Below are 18,374 nucleotides of genomic sequence, written 5' to 3' on the forward strand. Positions count from 1 at the left end.
GCTCACCTTCCTTTCTCTCGTGGTTCTGTCGCTCTCCGCCCCCCTGAGGCGCCCACGGCATCGGGCGGGGGCAGGAATCCGACGCCGACCAGGTAGTCCGCCACCCGATGGGCCTCTTCCGCGCTCGCCGGCGGGCAGGAGACGCCGCTGCCGGTGAGGAACCTCAGCGTCGCGGCCGTCTCCCTGGCCGGTTCGACCTCGTGCATGTAGCGCGGGTCCAGCGCGCGGTGCGGCTCGGGATCTGCGTCCCTGATCAGCGGGACGATCGGGTAGAGAGGGTGACCGGGCCCCACCTGCAGGGCGCGCCGCCGCCCCTCCTCGAACGGCACGACGTCGAAGCGGTAGCCGTACTCGGCGAGCCAGTCGCAGAAGCGGCGCAGCGGGACGGGAGCCGGGTTGAACAGGTTGTAGTACCCGCCCAGCGCCGCACGCTGCCGCGACACGTGCACGATCGCGGCGGCGACGTAGTCCACCGGCACGACGTCGAAGATGCGCGGATAGTCGGGCAGCACGCCCAGCTCCAGGAACCCGCGGAACGCGATCAGCAGGTAGTCGGTCGGCTGGGTCGCCCCCGTCCTGGTGTGCCCGAGGATCAGGCCGGGCCGGAAGACCGTGACCGGGATCCCCCGGCGGCGGGCGACGTCCATCACCTTCTCGGCCACCCATTTGCTCCCGGTGTATCCGGCCGGCACGTTGACCGCCGACCGCAGGGGCGTGTCGTCCTCCGGGAACGGCCGGGGCGTGTGGGTGGCGAGCAGGGTGTCGATGGTGGACACGTGGTGCACCGCCTTGAGCCGGGTGGTGCACGCCAGCGCCAGGACCTGCTGGGTGCCGCCCACGTTGGGCGCCTTGAGCGCCGAGTACGGGTAGACGAAGTTGACCAGCGCGCCGTTGTGGTAGATCACGTCCACCTCGCGCGCGAGCCGTTCCCACGTCGGCTCGTCCAGGCCGAGCCGGGGCCGGCCCAGGTCGCCGATCAGGCACTCGACCCGGTCCAGCAGCTCCTCGCCGAGGTCGATCGCGTACGTCGCGAGCCCCTCCCTGATCCGGTTCATGGCGTGGCGGGGGTTCTCCCCGCGGCACAGCGCCACGACGGTGGCGTCGGTACGGCGCAGCAGTTCCTCCAGCAGGTGGAGGCCGAGGTAGCCGGTGGCGCCGGTGAGCAGCACGCGGCGCGGGTCGCTCCAGTCGGCCGGGGGCAGGCCGTCGGGCCTGATGCCGTCGTCGAGCGTCCCGTCGGCCTCCAGCATCGAGGCGTGGTGCCGGCCCAGCACGCCTTCGAGGCCCGAGCGGCTGTAGACGTCGATGGTCTCGGCGACCCCGGCGATCGTCGGCACCCGGAAGAACTCGTGCAGCGGGATGTCCACCGCGTGCCGCGCGCGCAGCACGGTCGCCAGCCGGGCCAGCAGCATCGAGGTCCCGCCCGCGGCGAAGAAGTCGGCGTGCACGTCCAGCCGCCGCACCCGCAGCACCTCGCAGAACGCCAGGGCCACCGAGCGCTCCAGGTCGGTGCGCGGCTCGGCGGGCGCCTCCGGCCCGTCGTCGGCCGGGCTGGCCGCCAGGCGATCCTCCAGCGCGCGCCGGTCGAGCTTGCCGTTGCGGGTCCTGGGCAGGGCCTCGACCAGCTCGATCCGGTCGGGCACGAGGTAGTCGGGCAGCCGGGCGGCCAGCAGGGCGCGGACCGAGTCCGCGGTGTGCCGGTCCCCGTCGGCGACCACGGCCGCGGCGAGGCGCGCGTGTTCGGTCCCGGCCTCCAGGGCGAGTACGGCGGCGCGCAGGCCCAGCTCGCCGGCCAGGATCGACTCGATCTCCCGCGGCTCGACCCGATGCCCGCGGATCTTCACCTGGTCGTCGATCCGGCCGAGGAACTCCAGGTCGCCGCCGGGCAGCATCCTGACCAGGTCGCCGGTGCGGTAGAGCCGGCCGCCGGGCCGCTCGCCGTACGGGTCGGGCAGGAAGCGGGCGGCGGTGAGGCCGGGCCGCCGGTGGTAGCCGAGCGCGACCCCGTCGCCGCCGATCAGCAGCTCGCCGGGAACCAGGGGCGGCACCCGGCGAAGGTCCCGGTCCACGACGTACGCCCGGGCGTTGTCGATGGCGGCGCCGATGGGCACCGGTCCTTCGCCGGAGCGGACGCGGTGGAAGGTGGCGTCGATGGTGGTCTCGGTCGGGCCGTACAGGTTGGCCACTTCGGCCGACCAGACGCCGGCCGCGCGCTCGACCACGGCGCGCTCCAGCGGTTCCGCGCCGCTGAGCAGCACCCGGACCTTCGTGCACGTGCCGGCGTCCGGGTGCTCGAGCAGGAGCCTGAGCAGCGTCGGCACGCCGCCGACGACGCTCACGCCGTGCTCGCGCAGCAGCGTGACGAGCGCGTCGGGGTCCTCCATCTGCTCCTCGGAGGCGAGCACGATCGTGGCGCCCGCGCTGAGCGGCCAGAACACCGCCCAGATCGAGGGGTCGAAGCCGATCGCGTGGTTGTGCAGCACCCGGTCGTCCGGGCCGAGCGGCCAGGTCCGCTGCCGCCATGTCGCGTTGTTGACCGCCCCGGAGTGCCGCAGCAGGACTCCCTTGGGGCGTCCCGTGCTGCCCGAGGTGTAGATCAGGTAGGCGGGCGCGTCGCCGTCCACCGGCACCGGCTCCTGCTCCTGCTCGGTGGGGACCGGCAGGTCACCCAGGCGCACCGACGGCACGCCCAGGTCGCCGTGGACGTCCACCGCCGTCTCGGTCACCACGAGCGCGGCCCCGGAGTCGGCCAGCAGGTAGCGGACGCGGTCGGCCGGGTGCCCGGCGTCGATCGGCACGAACGCGGCCCCGGCGCAGAGCACGCCGAGCTGCGCGGCGACCACGTCGGGACTGCGGCGCAGCCACACCGCCACCAGCGCGCCCGGCCGCACGCCGCGGGCGCGCAGGACGGCGCCGATCCGCGTGGCCCGCCGCCAGAGCTCCGCGTAGCTCACCTCGGCGGCGCCGAACCGGATCGCGGGCTGCCCCGGCCGCCGCCGCACCTGCTCGGCGACCAGGTCGAGCAGCGACCCGCCGGAGCCGTCCACCTTCCGCGCGCGCTCCGCGGCCGGCGGCTCGGGCAGGCCCGCGGCGCCGGTCAGCTCCAGGTCGCGGGCGGAGGCGTCGGCCCGGTCGCCCGCGCCGCCGGGCAGGATCGCCCGCAGCGTCGTGGCGAGCCGGTCGGCCAGCCCGCGGGCGGTCGGGCCGTCGTACAGCGCGGCGTCGTAGTCGACCTGCATCACCAGCTCGTCGCGGCCCAGCCAGACGGTGATCTCCACGTCCTGCTCGGCGGTGCCCGCCCCCGAGGGGATCGCGTGCGCCGCCGTCACACCGCTCCTCGCCACGGGCTCGCGCGCGTCCACGGCCCGGATCACGGTCTGCGCGTACGGCGTGCGGCTCAGGTCACGGGCCGGTGGGCAGAGCTCGACCAGCCGCGCGTACGGCGCCGCCGGCCCGGCCAGCTCCGCGCGCACCCCCGCCAGCACGTCGCCCACGGTGTCGTCGTCACCGGCGCGCGCCCGGACCAGCCGCAGCTCGTCGAGCGGCCCGAGCACCCCGCCCAGCGCGGCGGGGCGGGGCAGCCGCACCGCGCACTGGGCGTCCTCGTGGGCGGGTTCGTGGCGGGCGAGCACGATCAGCCACGCCGCGACCAGGTGCTCCCGCCAGTCACGCACCCGGGCGGCGCCGGCGGCGAGCGCGCGGTCCAGCCGGACCACCTCGCTCCCCCGGTCGTGCCGCTTCACCGCGGGCCGGGCGCCGGCCGGCGGAATCTCGGTCGCGGCGGGCGGCGCAAGCTGCCTGCCCCGGGCCAGGATCGGCGCCGCGGCTCCCGGCCGGCGCGCCTCCTCCCGCTCCCTCCGCAACACCTCCGACAGCGCGGGTACGGCGGGGCCGCCGGTCTCGTCGCCGGCCATGGCCGCGGCCACCAGGTCGAGCGAGGTCGCGTCCGCCACGAGCCGGTGACCGGCGGCGCACAGTTCCCACCGGTCGCAGCCGAGCCGCATGAGCAGCACCCGGAACAGCGGCCCGGTTCCGACGTCGAACGGCTCGGCGGCCAGTACCCGCGTCAGCACGCGGGCCTCGCCCGCCGGGTCGCCGGCGCCCGTCAGGTCGACCACGCGCACGGACGGCTCCGCCAGCGGCAGCACCAGCCGCGCCGGCCGCCCGCCCGCCTCGGCGAAGACGCTGCGTGGGGCTTCCTGGGCGAGCAGCAACCGGGACAGCCGCAGCTGCGCCGCAGCCGGTTCCAGCGGCCCGTCGATCCGGTAGCTCGCCACCACGGCGGCCGGATCGTCCCCTCCCAGCTGGCTCAGCAGCCACCAGCGGCGTTGCCCGGCCGACAGGGGGTCGGCGAGTTCGGCTCCACGCGCCGCCATCACCTCGGCGAGCGCATCTCGCGAGCGGTGTTCCCGAGCGGTCACGGATCTGCCTCCTGTTCCTCGTCAGCCCCTGCTCGCCGCATCGGCGCGTACAGGCTCGAACTCCCAGTCCTCGTCCCCCGGCCCCCACGCGGGCGCGTCCGGCGGCTCCTCCGGCTCCGCGGCGTCCGGGATCTCGCCGCGTGCGCGCGTGACCGTCTCGGCCACCCGCGCGACCGTCGGGTCCATGAAGATGTCGAGCACCGGGATCCGCACCCCCAGCTCCGCCTCGACCCGCTGGATCAGCCGGCCGACCAGCACGGAGTGGCCGCCGAGCGCGAAGAAGTCGTCGGTCGCGCCTGCCTCGGGGACGTCGAGCAGTTCCGCGAACAGCGCCGCGACCCGCCGTTCCGCGTCGGTGCGCGGCGGCACCCGGTCGGCCTTGATCTCCAGCCGCCGGCCGGTGCCCGGCACCGCCCTCCGGTCCACCTTGCCGTTCGGCGACAGCGGCACGGCCGCGGCCACGCGCAGTTCGGCGGGGAGCATGGCGGCCGGCAGGGCCGTGCCCGCGTGGCGGCGTACCTCGGCGGGCCAGCCGGGATCGGCGTCCGCGCCCGCCGCCGGCACCAGGCAGGCGACCAGCCGCGTGCTCGCGCCCCGGCCGCTCAGCGCCACCGCGGCGTCCCTGACTCCGGGCGCGGTACGGAGCACCGCCTCCACCTCGCCCGGCTCGATCCGGTGGCCGCGGAGCTTGACCTGGTCGTCGGCACGGCCGACGTACTCCAGGTCGCCGTCGTCGCGCACGCGCACCAGGTCGCCGGTGCGGTAGACGCGGGCGCCGCCGTACGGGGCGGGCAGGAAGCGGGCGGCGGTGAGGGCGGGGTCGCCGAGGTAGCCGATCGCCACGCCGGGCCCGCCGATGAGCAGCTCACCGCAGACGCCCGGCGGCACCGGGTTCAGCTCCTCGTCCACGACGAAGACCTCGGTGTGCGGGATGGGCCCGCCGATGGTGACCGGGCGCCCGGCCGAGGTCTCGGCGGCGCAGGACCAGATCGTGGTCTCGGTCGGCCCGTAGAGGTTCCAGGTGGCGCAGGCGCCGCTGAGGCCGTCGGCCAGGTCGGGCGGCATGGCCTCGCCGCCGCACAGCACGCGCAGCCCCGGGCCGGGCCGCCACCCCGTGTCCAGGGCCATGCGCCAGTTCGCCGGCGTGGCCTGGGCGAGGGTGATCGCCGGATCGGACAGCCGCCCGGCCAGCTCGGTGCCGTCGCGCTGGGCCCGCTCGGGCGCGATCTGGACGGCGGCACCGGCGGTGAGAGGGGCGAGCAGTTCGAGCAGCGAGATGTCGAAGGACGTCGTGGTCAGCGCCAGCAGCCGGTCCCGTGGGCGCAGCCCCAGCTCCTCGCCGAGCACGGTGAGCAGGGAGGCGAGGTTGCGGTGGCTCACCAGCACGCCCTTGGGGCGCCCGGTGGAGCCGGAGGTGAACATCAGGTACGCGGGCGCGTCCGGGCCGACGGCGCCGGACTCCGCGGAGGGCGAATCCGGGCCGAGGTCCCCGGAAGGCGCGGCACGCAGGTCTGCGGGGGTCAGGAGGGTGCCGGCGGGGAGGCCGGTCAGGTCGCCGGGGGCGTCGCAGACGGTCAGCGCGGGCGCCGCGGCCTCGAAGATCGACCTGCGCCGGGCCTCCGGGGCCGAGGGGTCGACCGGCACGTACACCGCGCCCGTGGCAAGGCAGGCCAGGACGGCCACGCCCAGGCCGGCGCCCCGGCGCAGGTGCACCGCGACGTGGGTGCCCGGACGCGCGCCGGCCCGCTTCAGCGCGGCGGCCGCGGCCTCGGTGCGCTCCACCAGGTCCCGGTAGGTCAGCGTGGTCTCGTCGTCGGCCAGCGCGGGGGCCCGCGGGGTGGCGCGCGCGTGACGTTTCACCTCGGCCCACGGCATCGGCCAGGTCGCCTCCGGCCTGCCACGGCCGCGCCGTACGTCTGCGAGACGCTTGTCCGTCAGGCGCACGCACGCGGCGGGCGCGTCCGGCCCGTGAAGCAGGCGGTCCACCACCGTGCGGAACTGCGCGGTGAGGCGCCGGGCGGTGCCCGGGGTGAACAGGGCCGTGGCGTACTCCAGGAAACCGGCGATCTCCCCGCCCGCCTCCTCGAAGAGGAACAGCGACAGGTCGGCTCGCGCCGTGCCGGTGTCCACGTCGGTCACGCTCACGCGCAGCCCGGGCAGCGTGCGCTCGCGCGGGAAGCCGGGCTGGAAGCCGAACAGCGTCTGGAAGACGGGGTTGCGGTCGAGCAGCCGGGGCGGGTTCAGGGCGCCGACGAGTTCGCCGAAGGGGACTCCGGCGTGCTCCAGCAGGTCGACGACCGAGCGGTCCACCTGGTGGGCGAGCCCGCGCAGCGTCAGCCCGGACGGGATCCTGGCGCGCAGCGGGCAGACGTTGGCCAGGAACCCCACGACGCCCGCCAGGTCCGGATGGTCCCGGTTGGCGACCGGGAGCCCGACGACCAGGTCGTCGGCGCCGCTGTTGCGGTGCAGCACGGTGAGGAACGCGGTCAGCAGCGCCGTCGCGACGCTCACGCCTTCCTTCACGGCCCATTCCCGCACCTGCCCGGCGACGTGGGCGGGCAGCCGGACCGGTTCCCGCGCCCCGGCGAAGGACTGGGCGGGGGGACGGCGGTGGTCGGCCGGCAGTTCCAGCGCGTCGGGGGCGCCGCGCAGGACGTCCTTCCAGTGGTCGATGCCGGCCTGGCGGCGGCGTTTCCAGTCCTGGCCGGGTTCGAGGCCGCCGGAGTTCCAGATCACGTAGTCGGCGAACTGCGCGGGCTCGCCGGGCAGTTCGACGTGCCGGTAGGCGGCGAGCAGTTCCTCCAGGAGCACCTGAAGGGAGATGCCGTCGCACACCGCGTGGTGCACGCACAGCAGCAGCACGTTCCGCTCGGGCTCCAGCCGGACCAGCGCGGCCCGCAGCAGCGGCGGCGTCGCGAGGTCCCAGGGCCGCCGCGCCGCGAACGACAGCAGCCGCTCCAGCCGCGCGCCGCGCTCCTGGCCGGTCGCGGTGAGATCGACGACGTCCAGGGGCACCGCCACTCCGGGCAGCACGAGCTGGACGACCCGGTCGTCGTGGCGGCGCAGGCCGGTGCGCAGCGCCTCGTGCCGGTCGGCCACCGTGTTGAGCGCCCGTTGCAGGGCGACCTCGTCCACGGGGCCGTGCAGGTCGAGGCGGGCGGCCAGGCCGTAGGCGGGCCCGGCCTCGGGGTTGATCTGCGTCAGGAACCACAGCCGCTGCTGGCCGGGGGAGGCGGGGAAGACAAGCGCATCGGTCATCGGAGCTCCTCGGCGTGTGAGGCGCGGAAGCGGGATCGGTCCAGGCGGGGGACGTCGCCGGCATCGGAGCGCGGTGTGCGCGGCGTCCCTTCCGCGACCAGCCGCGCGAGATCGGCCACGGTACGGCGCCGCCACAGCTCGGCCAGGGGCACCTCCACCTCGAACTCCGCGCGGAGCAGGTGGCCGGCGCGGGCCAGGACCAGGGAGTGCGCCCCGAGCTCGAAGAGGTCGTCGGTCACGCCCACCGCGTCCTCGCCGAGCAGGTCGGCCCACAGCCGGGCGATGCGCCGCTCGGTGTCGGTCCTGGGCGCGAGCGCGGCACGGCGGCCGAGCGCGAGGGTCGGCGTGCGCGCCAGCCGGTCGCGGTCGGGCTTGCCGTTGCGGTTCTTGGGCAGCTCGGGCAGCGCCGCGAACTCGGCCGGCAGCATGTAGCCGGGCAGTTCCGCCGAGAGCCGTTCACGCAGCTCGCGCAGCCATCCGGGCACGTCGCCGATCGGGGCGCGGGGCACCAGGTAGGCGGCCAGCCGCCGGTCCTGCCCGCTGCCGACCGTGCCCACCGCCACCTCTCGCAGGTCGGCGACGCGGCGCAGCCCGGCTTCGACGTCGCCGAGCTCGATGCGGAACCCGCGGATCTTGATCTGGTGGTCGGTCCTGCCGGCGAACTCCAGCGAGCCGTCCGGACGCCACCGCACGAGATCCCCCGAGCGGTAGAGGCACGCGCCCGGCACGTCCGGGTCGGGGAGATAGCGCTCGGCGGTGAGCCCGGGCTGCCCGGCGTAGCCGAGCGAGACGCAGGGACCGCCGATGAGCAGCTCGCCGACCGCGCCGGCGGGCACCAGCCGCAGATCCTGGTCCACCACCCGGAGCCGGGTCCCGGCGAAGGGGCGGCCGATCGGCACCGGCTCGGCGACGTCCGCGCCCGCCTCGCCGGCGGTCATGTACGTGGTGGTCTCGGTGGGGCCGTACATCGCCATGACCTTCGCGCGCGGCCGTCCGGCCACGATGCGGTGGACCAGCCCGGCGGGGATGACGTCGCCGCCCATGGTCACCAGGCGCAGCCCGGAGGGCAGGGCGTCGTGCTCCACCAGCGTCGAGACGGCGGACGGGACGCTGCTCAGGAACGTTCCCGCCGCCGCTTCGCGGAGCTTGTCCGGGTCGAGCAGGTCCAGCGCGTTGTCCAGCAGCCGGACCCGGTGCCCGTGGGCCAGAGGCAGGAACAGCTCCCACACCGACAGGTCGAAGTGCACGCCGCTGACGGCCAGCGATTCGGCCAGTTCCTCGGGGGTGTGCGCGGCTCCGCCGTACCTGATCAGGTTCACCGCGGCCCGGTGCGGGATCACCACGCCCTTGGGGCGGCCGGTCGAGCCCGAGGTGAACATCAGGTAGGCGGGCGCCTCGGGCGCCACCCGCGGCTCGCGGACGGCCTCGGCGGGTGGGAGCCGATCCACGCGCACCGGCCGCACCCGGTCGTCGCCGGGTGTCAGGGCCAGCACCTCGTGCAGCGTCCCGGCCAGTTCGCCGTCGGTCAGCACCGCGCCGCACCGCGCCCGGCGGATCACCTCGGCCAGGCGGGCGACGGGGGCCGCCGGGTCCAGCCCGACGTAGGCGCGCCCGGACCGCAGGATGCCGAGCAGGGCGGGGACGAGGTCGCTCCGGCGCGGCAGCAGCACGCCGACGGCCGCCTCCGGCGGGACTCCGGCGCCGGTCAGGCCGGCGGCCACGGCCACCGAACGCGCGGACAACTCGCCGTAGGTGAGGGAGCCGTCGGCGGCGATCAGCGCCGGGCGGCCGGGATGCCGCTCGGCCGCCGCGAGCACCAGGTCGTGCAGGGTGTCCGGCCCGTCGCCCGCAGGCAGGGCGGGTGCGGCGGACCAGCGTTCGAAGCGGGCGTGGTCGGCGGCGGGGACGACTTCGAGCTCTCTCACCGGGGCGTCGGGCGCGGCCGTCAGCGCGTCCACGGCGGCGGGCAGCGTGGCGGCGAGCCGGTCGGCGAACCAGGGGCGGTAGCGGCCGGAGTCCAGCTCGACCCGGCCGAACAGCCGCTCGCCGTCGTCGGCCAGCAGCGTCGCCAGGCCCCAGGGGCCGATGCTGGGCAGCGTCCGCACGACGGTCAGCTCCATCGGGCCGATGCGGAGGGGCCGGTCGCCGAGCAGGGCGGCGCCCAGGCCGGGCGTGGCCGGGAAGTCCTGGAACATCGCCAGCGTGACGTCCGGGGCCGGGATCTCCGGCCCGCCCTCGCTCTGGGCGCGCGCCGCCAGCTCGGGGTAACCGGCGCCGGAGTGCCGCTGGACAGCCTTCAGCAGCCTCCGGACGCCGGCGAGCAGGTCGCGGACGGTCCCGGCGCGGGCGTCCACGGGCACGGTGACGGTGGTCAGCAGGTAGCCGACCTCGGTGGCGCTCTCGGCCGTGCGGCCGTGGTGCGACACGGCCAGCGGCGTGCGCCTGGCGCCGGTCAGCGCGGCCATCGCCAGCGCCATGGCCGCGAACAACACCGTGTAGCGGCTCACGCCGCACTCGCGGGCCAGCCGGGCCACCGCCGCCGAGCGTTCCGCGCCCAGGTCCAGCGGGACCTGGTGGTTCGGGCGCTCGAGCGGCCGGTCGCCGGCGTCGTCACGGCCGGGGTACGGCGGGGTGGCGGGGAGGTTGAGGGGGTCGCAGGGCAGGGCGTAGACCTCGGACCAGAACCGCCACGCCGCGTCGGCGGCCTGCGGCGCAGCGGCCTGGGCGCCCGGCTGCGGCGCGGGTTCGCCGGCGGAAGCCGTACCGGTGACTTCCTCGGCGTAGAGCGCGGCCAGTTCGTTGAGCAGCAGTCCCACCGACCACAGGTCGGCGACGGTGTGATGGACCCGGACGACGAGATGCGCGGGCCGGTCGAAGCAGGTGACCAGCGTGGCGCGGAACAGGGGGCCGCGTTCCGGGTCGAGCGTCTCGCGGCACCATCGGCCCATCCGCTCGTCGAAGTCGTCGTCGCTCAGCCCCGCGGGCAGCGCCTCCCGGCGGCAGCAGCGCTCGGCCGTGCCGGCGTCGCCGTCGGCGACGCGCTGCCAGCCGTCGCCCTGCCGCCGGAACCGGGTACGCAGGGCGTCGTTCCTGGCGACCAGGCGCAGCAGGGCGCGGTGCAGCGCGTCGGGGCCGGTGCCGCCGTCCAGGCGGAAGGCGAGGCCCAGGACGAGGCCGGGCCGGGCCGGGTCCAGCTCCCGCAGCAGGCACAATGCCTCCTGCCGGGGGCTGGCGGGTCCAAGGACGCGCGGGCGTGTGTGAGTGCTGTCATGCATGGCCATCTCTGTGCCGTCCTCCACGATCGTGCCGAAGGCCGCCGGGGTCAGCTCACCAGTAGCGGAAGGGAACGGTGATGAGCTGGTCCACGGGCGCGTGATCGTCGGTCAGCGGTCGCTCGTCACCCGCGAAGCGCGCGGTGCGCTTCTCGTCGGCGACCTTCAGCAGCTTGGTCTGGTCGAGCCGGGAGACGTTCTGCTGCAGCCGGTCCACCGGGATCGGGCGGTCGGAGGCGAGCAGCACCATGTTGCCGCCCTCGGACCCGTTGACGATCGCGTCGTAGGAGACGAGCACGACGTGGGGGAAGACCGCGCGCAGCGTCGCCACCTCGGCGCGGGCGAAGCGGGCGGGCGGGAAGTCGATGAGGTTGACCGCGTAGATCCCGCCGGGCCGGAGCGTGCGCCGGGCCTCCTGCACGATCTCGGTCGTGGTCAGGTGCCAGGGCGGCGCGAAGGCGCCGAACGCGTCCTCGATCACGACGTCGTAGCCGCCCGAGCGCTGCTCCTGCAGGCCCAGCCGCCCGTCCTTGACGTGGACGCGCAGCCGGTCGCTCTCCCGGAAGGCGAGCTTCTCACGGGCCAGCTCGACGAGGCCGGGGTCGATCTCGTAGACCGTCTGCGTCCCTTCTGGCCTGGTCTGTTCGAGGTAGGTGGCCAGCGTCATCGCGCCGCCGCCGATGTGCAGGCCGTCCAGGCGCCCGCCCGGGTTCAGCAGGTCGGTGGCGGCGGCGATGGCCTGGACGTACCCCATGTGCAGGCGGGTCGGCTCGTCCATGTCGGTGTAGCCGATCTCGGAGTTGCTCACCTTGAGCACCCGGACCGACGGGTCCTCGGGGAAGGCGGTGATGCGGGCGCAGTTGTACGTCGTCTCCTTGTCGCACGGCCCCGGCCCGGCGACCGTGAGGAACGCCGCCCCGACGGCCAGCACGGTCATCGCGGCCGCGATGCCGGTCTTCCTGCGCAGCACGAAGTCGGCGATGACGCCGAGCAGGATCAGCACGATTCCCAGCCCGACCATGACCGTGGTGCTCGGCAGGGAGGCGACGAGCACGAAGCCCGTCACGAACGTCGCGATGATCCCGCCGACCGTGCCCAGCGCGGACAGCCGTCCCACCTCCCTGCCCGTCCGCCGCAGGTCGTGCAGCTGCAGCTTGACGACGAGCGGGCTGATCGTGGACAGCAGGGTCGCCGGCACGACGACGGACAGGGCCGCCAGGATGAGGACCGGGACCGCGCTGGTGCCGTTGATGATCTGGCCGATCCACCTCACCAGCGGCAGCTCGAGCAGCGTGAAGACACCGCTGACGAGCAGCAGCACGCCGATGAGGCGGCGCGGGTTCACCCGGTCGGCGATCCGGCCGCCCGCCCAGGCGCCGATGGCGATCGCGGTCAGGGCGGTGCCGATGATGGCGGAGTTCACCTGGAGGCTGATGCCGATGTACGGCGCCACCAGTCGTACCGCCATGATCTCGAGCACGAGGACGGCACCCGCCGAGGCGAACACCAGAACCGCGGCGGCCCAGATGGGCAGGCTCGCCGGGCCCTCTCTTCTGCCGGTCTGTTCGGGGGCGCGTTGCTTTCTCAGATCAACCACGTCGGTCTCCGCCGCTCGACTGTGAATGCCGTCGTGCCCCTCACCTAAACACCGGGCTAGAGGGGCGGGCGGCTTCCTTGCGGCTTCATGGCGAGACCCTTTCACCAGTCTTTCAGGCTGCGGAAACGCCGTTTTCCAGGCCGTTCGCCGGGCTCCAGACTCCGGCGGATCAGTCGTCGTCGAAGGCGGCGCGGATGGCGGGCAGGTTGTCCAGCAGGGTGCGCACGCCGAGCCGGTCGGCGGTGGCCGAGGCGTAGACGAACTGCACGTCGACCCGCCAGCCGCCGAAGCGCAGCGGCAGGAGCACGGTCTCGCCGTCCCGGATCGAGCGTGCGGCGACGAAGCGGGGGATCACGGCGACGAAGCCCGCGTCGACCGCCAGCCGGATCGCGGTCGAGGGCAGGCCGGTCGTGTGGATCGGGGCGTCCAGCCCGCGGTCCGGCTGCTCGAGCGAGGCGGCGAGTTCCTGGGCGTCGCGGCCCCATCGGTAGACGACGACGCCGGTGCGGCCGAGATTCTCGATCCGCACGCGGCGGCGCTCGGCAAGGGGGTGGTCGGGGCGGCACACCGCCACCAGCGCGGACTGGCTGATCGGCTCCGAGCGGAACGCGCGCAGCGGCACCTTGGGCATCACGAAGCCGGCGTGCACGGTGCCGTCGCCGAGGCGGCCGACGACCTCGCCGCTGTGCGCGACCCGGCAGTGCACGGCGATCGGCCGGCCGGCGACGGCCCGCAGCGCGGCGGGGAAGACGATGTCGCCGAGGCTCGCGGGCGCGGCGAGCACGAGCCGCTGGGTCTCGTGCGTGGCCACGGCGATGGCCGCCTCGTCGAGCAGGTCGAGGCAGCGCTGGGCGTAGTCGTTCAGCCGTTCGCCGGCCGGGGTGGTCGCGCTCCCCCGCGCGCTGCGCACGAACAAGGTGGTGCCGAGCTTGCGTTCCATGGCGGCGATCCGGGCGCTGACCGACGGCATCGACAGCCGGAGCTCGGTCGCCGCGGCACCGAGACTGCCCGTGCGCACCACGGTGGTGAACACGACGAGATCCATGGTCTCGATCTTGTGACCGGTGCCGTCGAACCCGGGGACAGTCATAGGCACAGCCTAACCCTGGCCCCAGACATTTCGGGTCTACCTAGGCAATTGGGTCATCGTCAATAGTTCAGGGCATGTCAGAGACGCTGTCGGCCGTTTCACCGGATGAAGATCTGCGCCTGCGGCGCGGACTCGGCACCACCTCCCTTTCCCTGATCACCTTCTCCAGCGTCATCGGCTCCGGCTGGCTGCTCGCGCCCTACACCGCGGCCAAGGCGGCGGGGCCGGCGGCCTTCCTGTCCTGGACCATCGCCTCGGTCGCCACCGCGCTGGTGGCCCTGGCCTTCATCGACCTCGCCTTCCGCCATCCGATGTCCGGCGGCAACGTCCGGTGGCCGCAACTGGCCTCCGGCCCCCTGGTCGGCTCCCTGGTCGGCTGGGCCGTGTTCCTGCAGGCGGTCAGCGCCGGGCCGAGCGAGTCGACGGCGGTCGTCCAGTACGCGGCCAAGTGGCTGCCGTGGGTGATGTCCGGCGAATCGCTGAGCTGGCCGGGACGGCTGATCGCCGCCGGGCTGCTCGTCTTCTTCTGCGCGATCAACCTGTTCGGCATCAAAATGCTCGCCCGGGTGAACAACGTGGTCGCCACCATCAAAGTGGTCATCCCCGCCCTGACGGTGATCCTTCTGCTGGCCAGCGGTTTCGACACGACCAACATCGCGACCGGCGGCGGGGTCGCGCCCTACGGCGTCTCTGCGGCGCTCACCGCCGTGGTCGGCGGCGGCCTGGTCTACTCCTTCACCGGGATCAACGCCGCCGCGGTGATGTCCGGCGAGGCCAAGGACCCGCGCCGCACCGTGCCGAGGGCCACGCTGATCGTGCTGGCCGGGACGATCGTCCTCTACATGGGACTCCAGGCGGTCATGATCTTCTCGCTGCCCAACGGGCTGCTCGGCAGCGGCTGGCACGGCATCAACCTCAACTCGCCGCTCGCCTCCCTCGCCACCCTGCTCGGCCTGTCCTGGTTCGCCACCGTGCTGCTCGCCGACGCCGTCTTCTCCCCGTCCGGCAGCCTGCTCATCGGCATCGGGGTCAAGGGCCGCTACACCTACGGCGCCGCGCAGAACGGCCTGCTGCCCGCCGCCCTGGCCAAGGTGGACGCCCGCTTCGGCATCCCCCGGCGGGCCCTGATGCTCAACGTCGGCATCGGCTCCGTCATCGTGCTCACGTTCGGCAACTGGAAGTCCATCGCCAGCTCGCTGAGCTTCTACTACGGGCTCAGCTACGCCGCCGTCTCGGTCGCGGTCACCGTCCTCGCCGCGGCGACCCCGCCGGAGCAGGGCTGGCTGCGGCGCTGGGCCATCCCGGTCGGCTTCGCCTCCTTCGTGCTGTCCGGGCTCATCCTCTACTGGTCGACCTGGGAGAAGATCCGGGTCGCGGTGCCGCTCCTGCTGATCGGCTTCCTGATCTACCTCGTCCGGACCTCCCGCCTGCGCGCGGTGGGCGGCTGGCTGGTGGGCTTCCTGGTGATGCTCGCCGCCCTGTCCGCGCTCGGCTCGTTCGGCGGCGCCGGCATCGTCGCCGCGCCGTACGACTCACTGCTCGTCGGCGCGCTCAGCGCGGGCATCTGGTGGCTCGCGCACCGATCCGGCCTGCGCCACCAGCGATCGCTGGCGGCGACCGCAACCCCACAAGAAGCAAGGAGCATGGCTTGATCGACCTCGACTGGGACCTCGAGCGATCCCGCGCCCGGCAGAACAAGCGCTGGACCCAGTTCGACCGGGATGTCATCGATCTCACCGTCGCGGAGATGGACCTGCCGGTCCCCGGCCCCGTCCTCGCCGCCGTCCAGGACGCCGTGCGCCGGCAGGCGTTCGGCTACCCGGTCGCCGACGAGCTCAGCGAGGTTCCCCAGGCGGCCAGTGAATGGCTCACCGAAGAGCACGGCCTCGGCGTCGGCCCGGACCGGATCCGGCTGCTGCCGGAGCTGATGCGCGGCGTGACCATGTCCGTCACGCATCTGACCAGGGCGGGTTCGCCGGTGGTCGTGCCGACGCCGGTCTACGGCCGCTTCTTCGACGCCATCGGGGTCGCCGGCCGCCAGGCCGTCCAGGTGCCGATGCGCACCGGGGAGCACGGCTACGAGCTCGACCTCGACGGCATCGAGCGGGCCCTGCGGGCGGGCGCGGGCAGCGTGCTGCTGTGCCATCCCGGCAACCCGACCGGCCGCGTCCTCGAACGCGGCCCGCTGCGGGAGCTGGCCGCGCTCGCCGCGCGCTACGACGCGAAGGTGATCAGCGACGAGATCCACGCGCCGCTGCGCTACGAACCCGGTTTCACCCCGTACGGCTCGCTCGACGACACCGCGGTCACCCTGATCAGCGCCACCAAGGCGTGGAACTTCCCCGGCCTGCGCTGCGGGCTGATCGTTTTCAGCGACCCGGGGGACGCCCGGATCTGGGCCAAGCTGCCGAGGGCGGCGGTCGGCGGCATGAGCCCGCTCGGCATGTCGGCCACCGTCGCCGCCTTCCGCGACGGCCGGCCGTGGCTGCGCGAGGCCGTGCGGTTCCTGGACGGCAACCGCAAGCTCGTCACCGACGCGCTCGCCGCCCTGGACATCGGCTACGTCGAACCGCAGGCCGGCTACCTCGCCTGGCTCGACCTGCGCCGGTTCGGCCTCGCCGATCCGGCCGCCCACCTGCTCCGGCGGACCGGCGTGGCCACGACCGCGGGCGCCGATCACGGGGCGGCGGGCAACGGCTTCGTCCGGCTCAACTTCGCGACGCCGCCCGGCGTGCTCAAGGAGGCCCTCGACCGGATCACCGCCTGCCTGCTCGGCCGCGCCGAGGGCGTCTAGGCGATCCGCGGCGAGAAGTAGGGGGTGAGGTTCCAGATCTGCGGCTTGCCGCCGTTGGTGATCAGGACGCGGCCCGGTGTGCCGTCGATGCCGACGACCCGGGTCTGCCCGGTGTCGCCCGAGAAGGTGTAGACGATCACGTGGGTCGCGTCGTACCAGCCCGCCAGCCGGGCGGCCGGCAGATCCAGTTGCCTGACCAGGCCGCCCTTCGGGTCGTAGATGCGCACCGAGCCGCCGTCGCTCTCGGCGAGCTCGTGCTGCACGGCCAGGTGCCGGCCGTCGGGTGAGTACGGCGTGCCGACGTTGGGCCCGGTCGGGGGCAGCGACGCGAGGGGCCTGCCGGTGAGGTCGTAGCGGGTGAGGCGCTTGTCCGGCCAGTTGCCCTCGAGGGAGGCGGCGACGACCCCCTTGCCCTGGCGGTCCCAGGCGAAGGCGCCCGGGTACAGCCGCCAGCGCAGCCAGCCCACGGTGGGCTCGTTCACGGGGACCGGCGTGATCCGATGCCGGTCGCCGTCCACGGTGATGATCGCGAAGCCGGTGGCCCTTGTCAGGTCCTCCTCGTCCAGGAGGGTGACCAGCAGCCTGCCGCCGCCGGGCGCCCACTGCGGCGCCATGAAGCGCCGGCCGAGGTCCACGGTCTGCTCGCGCCGGGTGTCGCGGTCGAGGACGTTCAGGTGCCTGGTGTTCTCCGGCATCGTGGGGACCGCGGCGACGTACCGGCGCTTCGGGGAGACGACCGCCAGCCAGTACCTCGTGCGCTCGAAGGCGCCGCTCCTCCTGTCGGCGACGTAGGCGTGGCCGACGGCGGAGTCGGTGTAGGAGGTCAGCTCCACGGGCCCGCCCGGGTCGGGGACCAGCCCGCCTTCGAGCCCGGGCAGGTCGGGCGGCCCGTCCGGCCGGTTGGCCAGCATCAGCCCGCCGCTGCCCGCGGTCATCGCGAGCACGGCGCCGAGCGCGCCCAGCGCGCGTCTGCGGGTCAGGCCGGTGCCCGGCTCCTTCAGCGGCGGCGGCACGATGGTCTGCTCACCGGAGACCGGCGGGGCGGGCGGGGGCAGCGGGCAGAACGCGGGCGCGGCGGGCAGGTCGAGCAGCCGGTCGAGCAGGTGCCGCGCGCTCGGCCGCCGCCGTGGATCCTTGGCCAGGCAGGCGGAGACCAGGTCGCGTAACGCGCCGTCGAGCGGGCCGAGGTCGGGCTCGAGGTTCAGGACCCGGTGCATGACCAGCGGCGCGGAATCCTGCCCGAACGGCGCCCGGCCACCGGCCGCGTACACCATGGTGCACGCCCAGGCGAAGACGTCGGCCCGGCCGGTGAGCGGGCCGCCCGCTGCCAGTCGGCCTTGCCGGTCAGCGGTTCCTCCCGAATGCGAAGTTTTTCCACGGCGAGATAGCGAATGTGATGGTTAACGGCAAATCTCGTCAACGTGGGATCGCCCAGCCGTCTGAGGATCTGCGGCACCGTGGGTATCCGCGCCGACGACGCCACCCGTAACCGGGGCTCACACAACGCCACCAGCACGAGAAAGTACTTCTTTCCCCGATCGAGGTCATAAACGCTCCGGGTGTCGTACGGCACGGCCGTCGCCGGCCGTCCGATGTCCCGGGGCGCCCACACCAGGAAGCTCACCGGACTCCCGAGGGCGGGCAGCACCACCCGGGCGAAGCCGTACCCGATGGGCACCTCGCGCGCCCCGGGCGTGACCTTGACGAATTCTCCCCCGCCCTCGGGGTTTTCCACCACGTAGGTGCTGCGCGAGCTGGTGTTGGAGATCGCCCAGTGGTCACCCACTACGGTGATCGACCCACCCTGCCGGGACAGGCCCAGGTTCGCGGCGACCGGCAGCTCCACGGCCGCGCCGGCCCGCCCGAACACCACGCGGGCACCGTCGGACAACTCCCTGACCGGGAAACTTGTCCCTTCATCCGGCTGAATGACGAGCATGCC

General features: G+C 74.3%; 9 protein-coding genes. 2 read left to right on the forward strand and 7 right to left on the reverse strand.

Annotated features, from left to right (window positions below; all coding sequences use genetic code 11):
* Positions 1 to 2: 2 nt before the first annotated feature.
* The 5 genes from FVE25_RS12705 to FVE25_RS12725 form a co-directional block, all read right to left on the reverse strand.
* Complete coding sequence (locus FVE25_RS12705) at positions 3 to 4,421, reverse strand: non-ribosomal peptide synthetase (protein WP_157246741.1); 4,419 nt, start codon at positions 4,419 to 4,421, stop codon at positions 3 to 5.
* A 21-nt stretch (positions 4,422 to 4,442) separates the two neighbouring features.
* Positions 4,443 to 7,679, reverse strand: coding sequence for a non-ribosomal peptide synthetase (locus FVE25_RS12710; protein WP_157246742.1), 3,237 nt, complete (start codon positions 7,677 to 7,679; stop codon positions 4,443 to 4,445).
* Positions 7,676 to 10,954 carry a non-ribosomal peptide synthetase gene (locus FVE25_RS12715; protein ID WP_181019557.1) on the reverse strand — a complete coding sequence of 1,093 codons (3,279 nt, stop codon included), beginning with the start codon at positions 10,952 to 10,954 and terminating at the stop codon, positions 7,676 to 7,678. Before FVE25_RS12715 ends, FVE25_RS12710 begins: the two co-directional genes overlap by 4 nt.
* Positions 10,955 to 11,006: 52 nt before the next feature.
* Entirely contained in the window at positions 11,007 to 12,548 is a 1,542-nt protein-coding gene (locus tag FVE25_RS12720; protein ID WP_157246744.1) for a fused MFS/spermidine synthase, read from the reverse strand.
* Positions 12,549 to 12,717: 169 nt separating this feature from the next.
* Entirely contained in the window at positions 12,718 to 13,638 is a 921-nt protein-coding gene (locus FVE25_RS12725) for a LysR family transcriptional regulator (RefSeq protein ID WP_157246745.1), read from the reverse strand.
* A 74-nt stretch (positions 13,639 to 13,712) separates the two neighbouring features.
* On the opposite strand from FVE25_RS12725, the gene FVE25_RS12730 reads away from it, so the two are divergent.
* Positions 13,713 to 15,290, forward strand: coding sequence for an APC family permease (locus tag FVE25_RS12730; protein ID WP_157246746.1), 1,578 nt, complete (start codon positions 13,713 to 13,715; stop codon positions 15,288 to 15,290).
* Positions 15,287 to 16,432, forward strand: a complete 1,146-nt coding sequence (locus FVE25_RS12735) for a MalY/PatB family protein (protein ID WP_157246747.1) — start codon at positions 15,287 to 15,289, stop codon at positions 16,430 to 16,432. Before FVE25_RS12730 ends, FVE25_RS12735 begins: the two co-directional genes overlap by 4 nt.
* On the opposite strand, the gene FVE25_RS12740 is transcribed toward FVE25_RS12735, so the two are convergent.
* Positions 16,429 to 17,706, reverse strand: a complete 1,278-nt coding sequence (locus FVE25_RS12740) for a protein kinase family protein (protein WP_181019558.1) — start codon at positions 17,704 to 17,706, stop codon at positions 16,429 to 16,431. The genes FVE25_RS12735 and FVE25_RS12740 overlap by 4 nt on opposite strands.
* Positions 17,634 to 18,371 (reverse strand): serine/threonine protein kinase, encoded by a 738-nt coding sequence (locus tag FVE25_RS12745; RefSeq protein WP_157246749.1) that lies wholly within the window; start codon positions 18,369 to 18,371, stop codon positions 17,634 to 17,636. The genes FVE25_RS12740 and FVE25_RS12745 overlap by 73 nt, the downstream gene beginning before the upstream one ends.
* Positions 18,372 to 18,374: the final 3 nt, after the last annotated feature.

The sequence above is a fragment of the Nonomuraea typhae genome, assembly GCF_009760925.1.
Taxonomy (GTDB): domain Bacteria; phylum Actinomycetota; class Actinomycetes; order Streptosporangiales; family Streptosporangiaceae; genus Nonomuraea; species Nonomuraea typhae.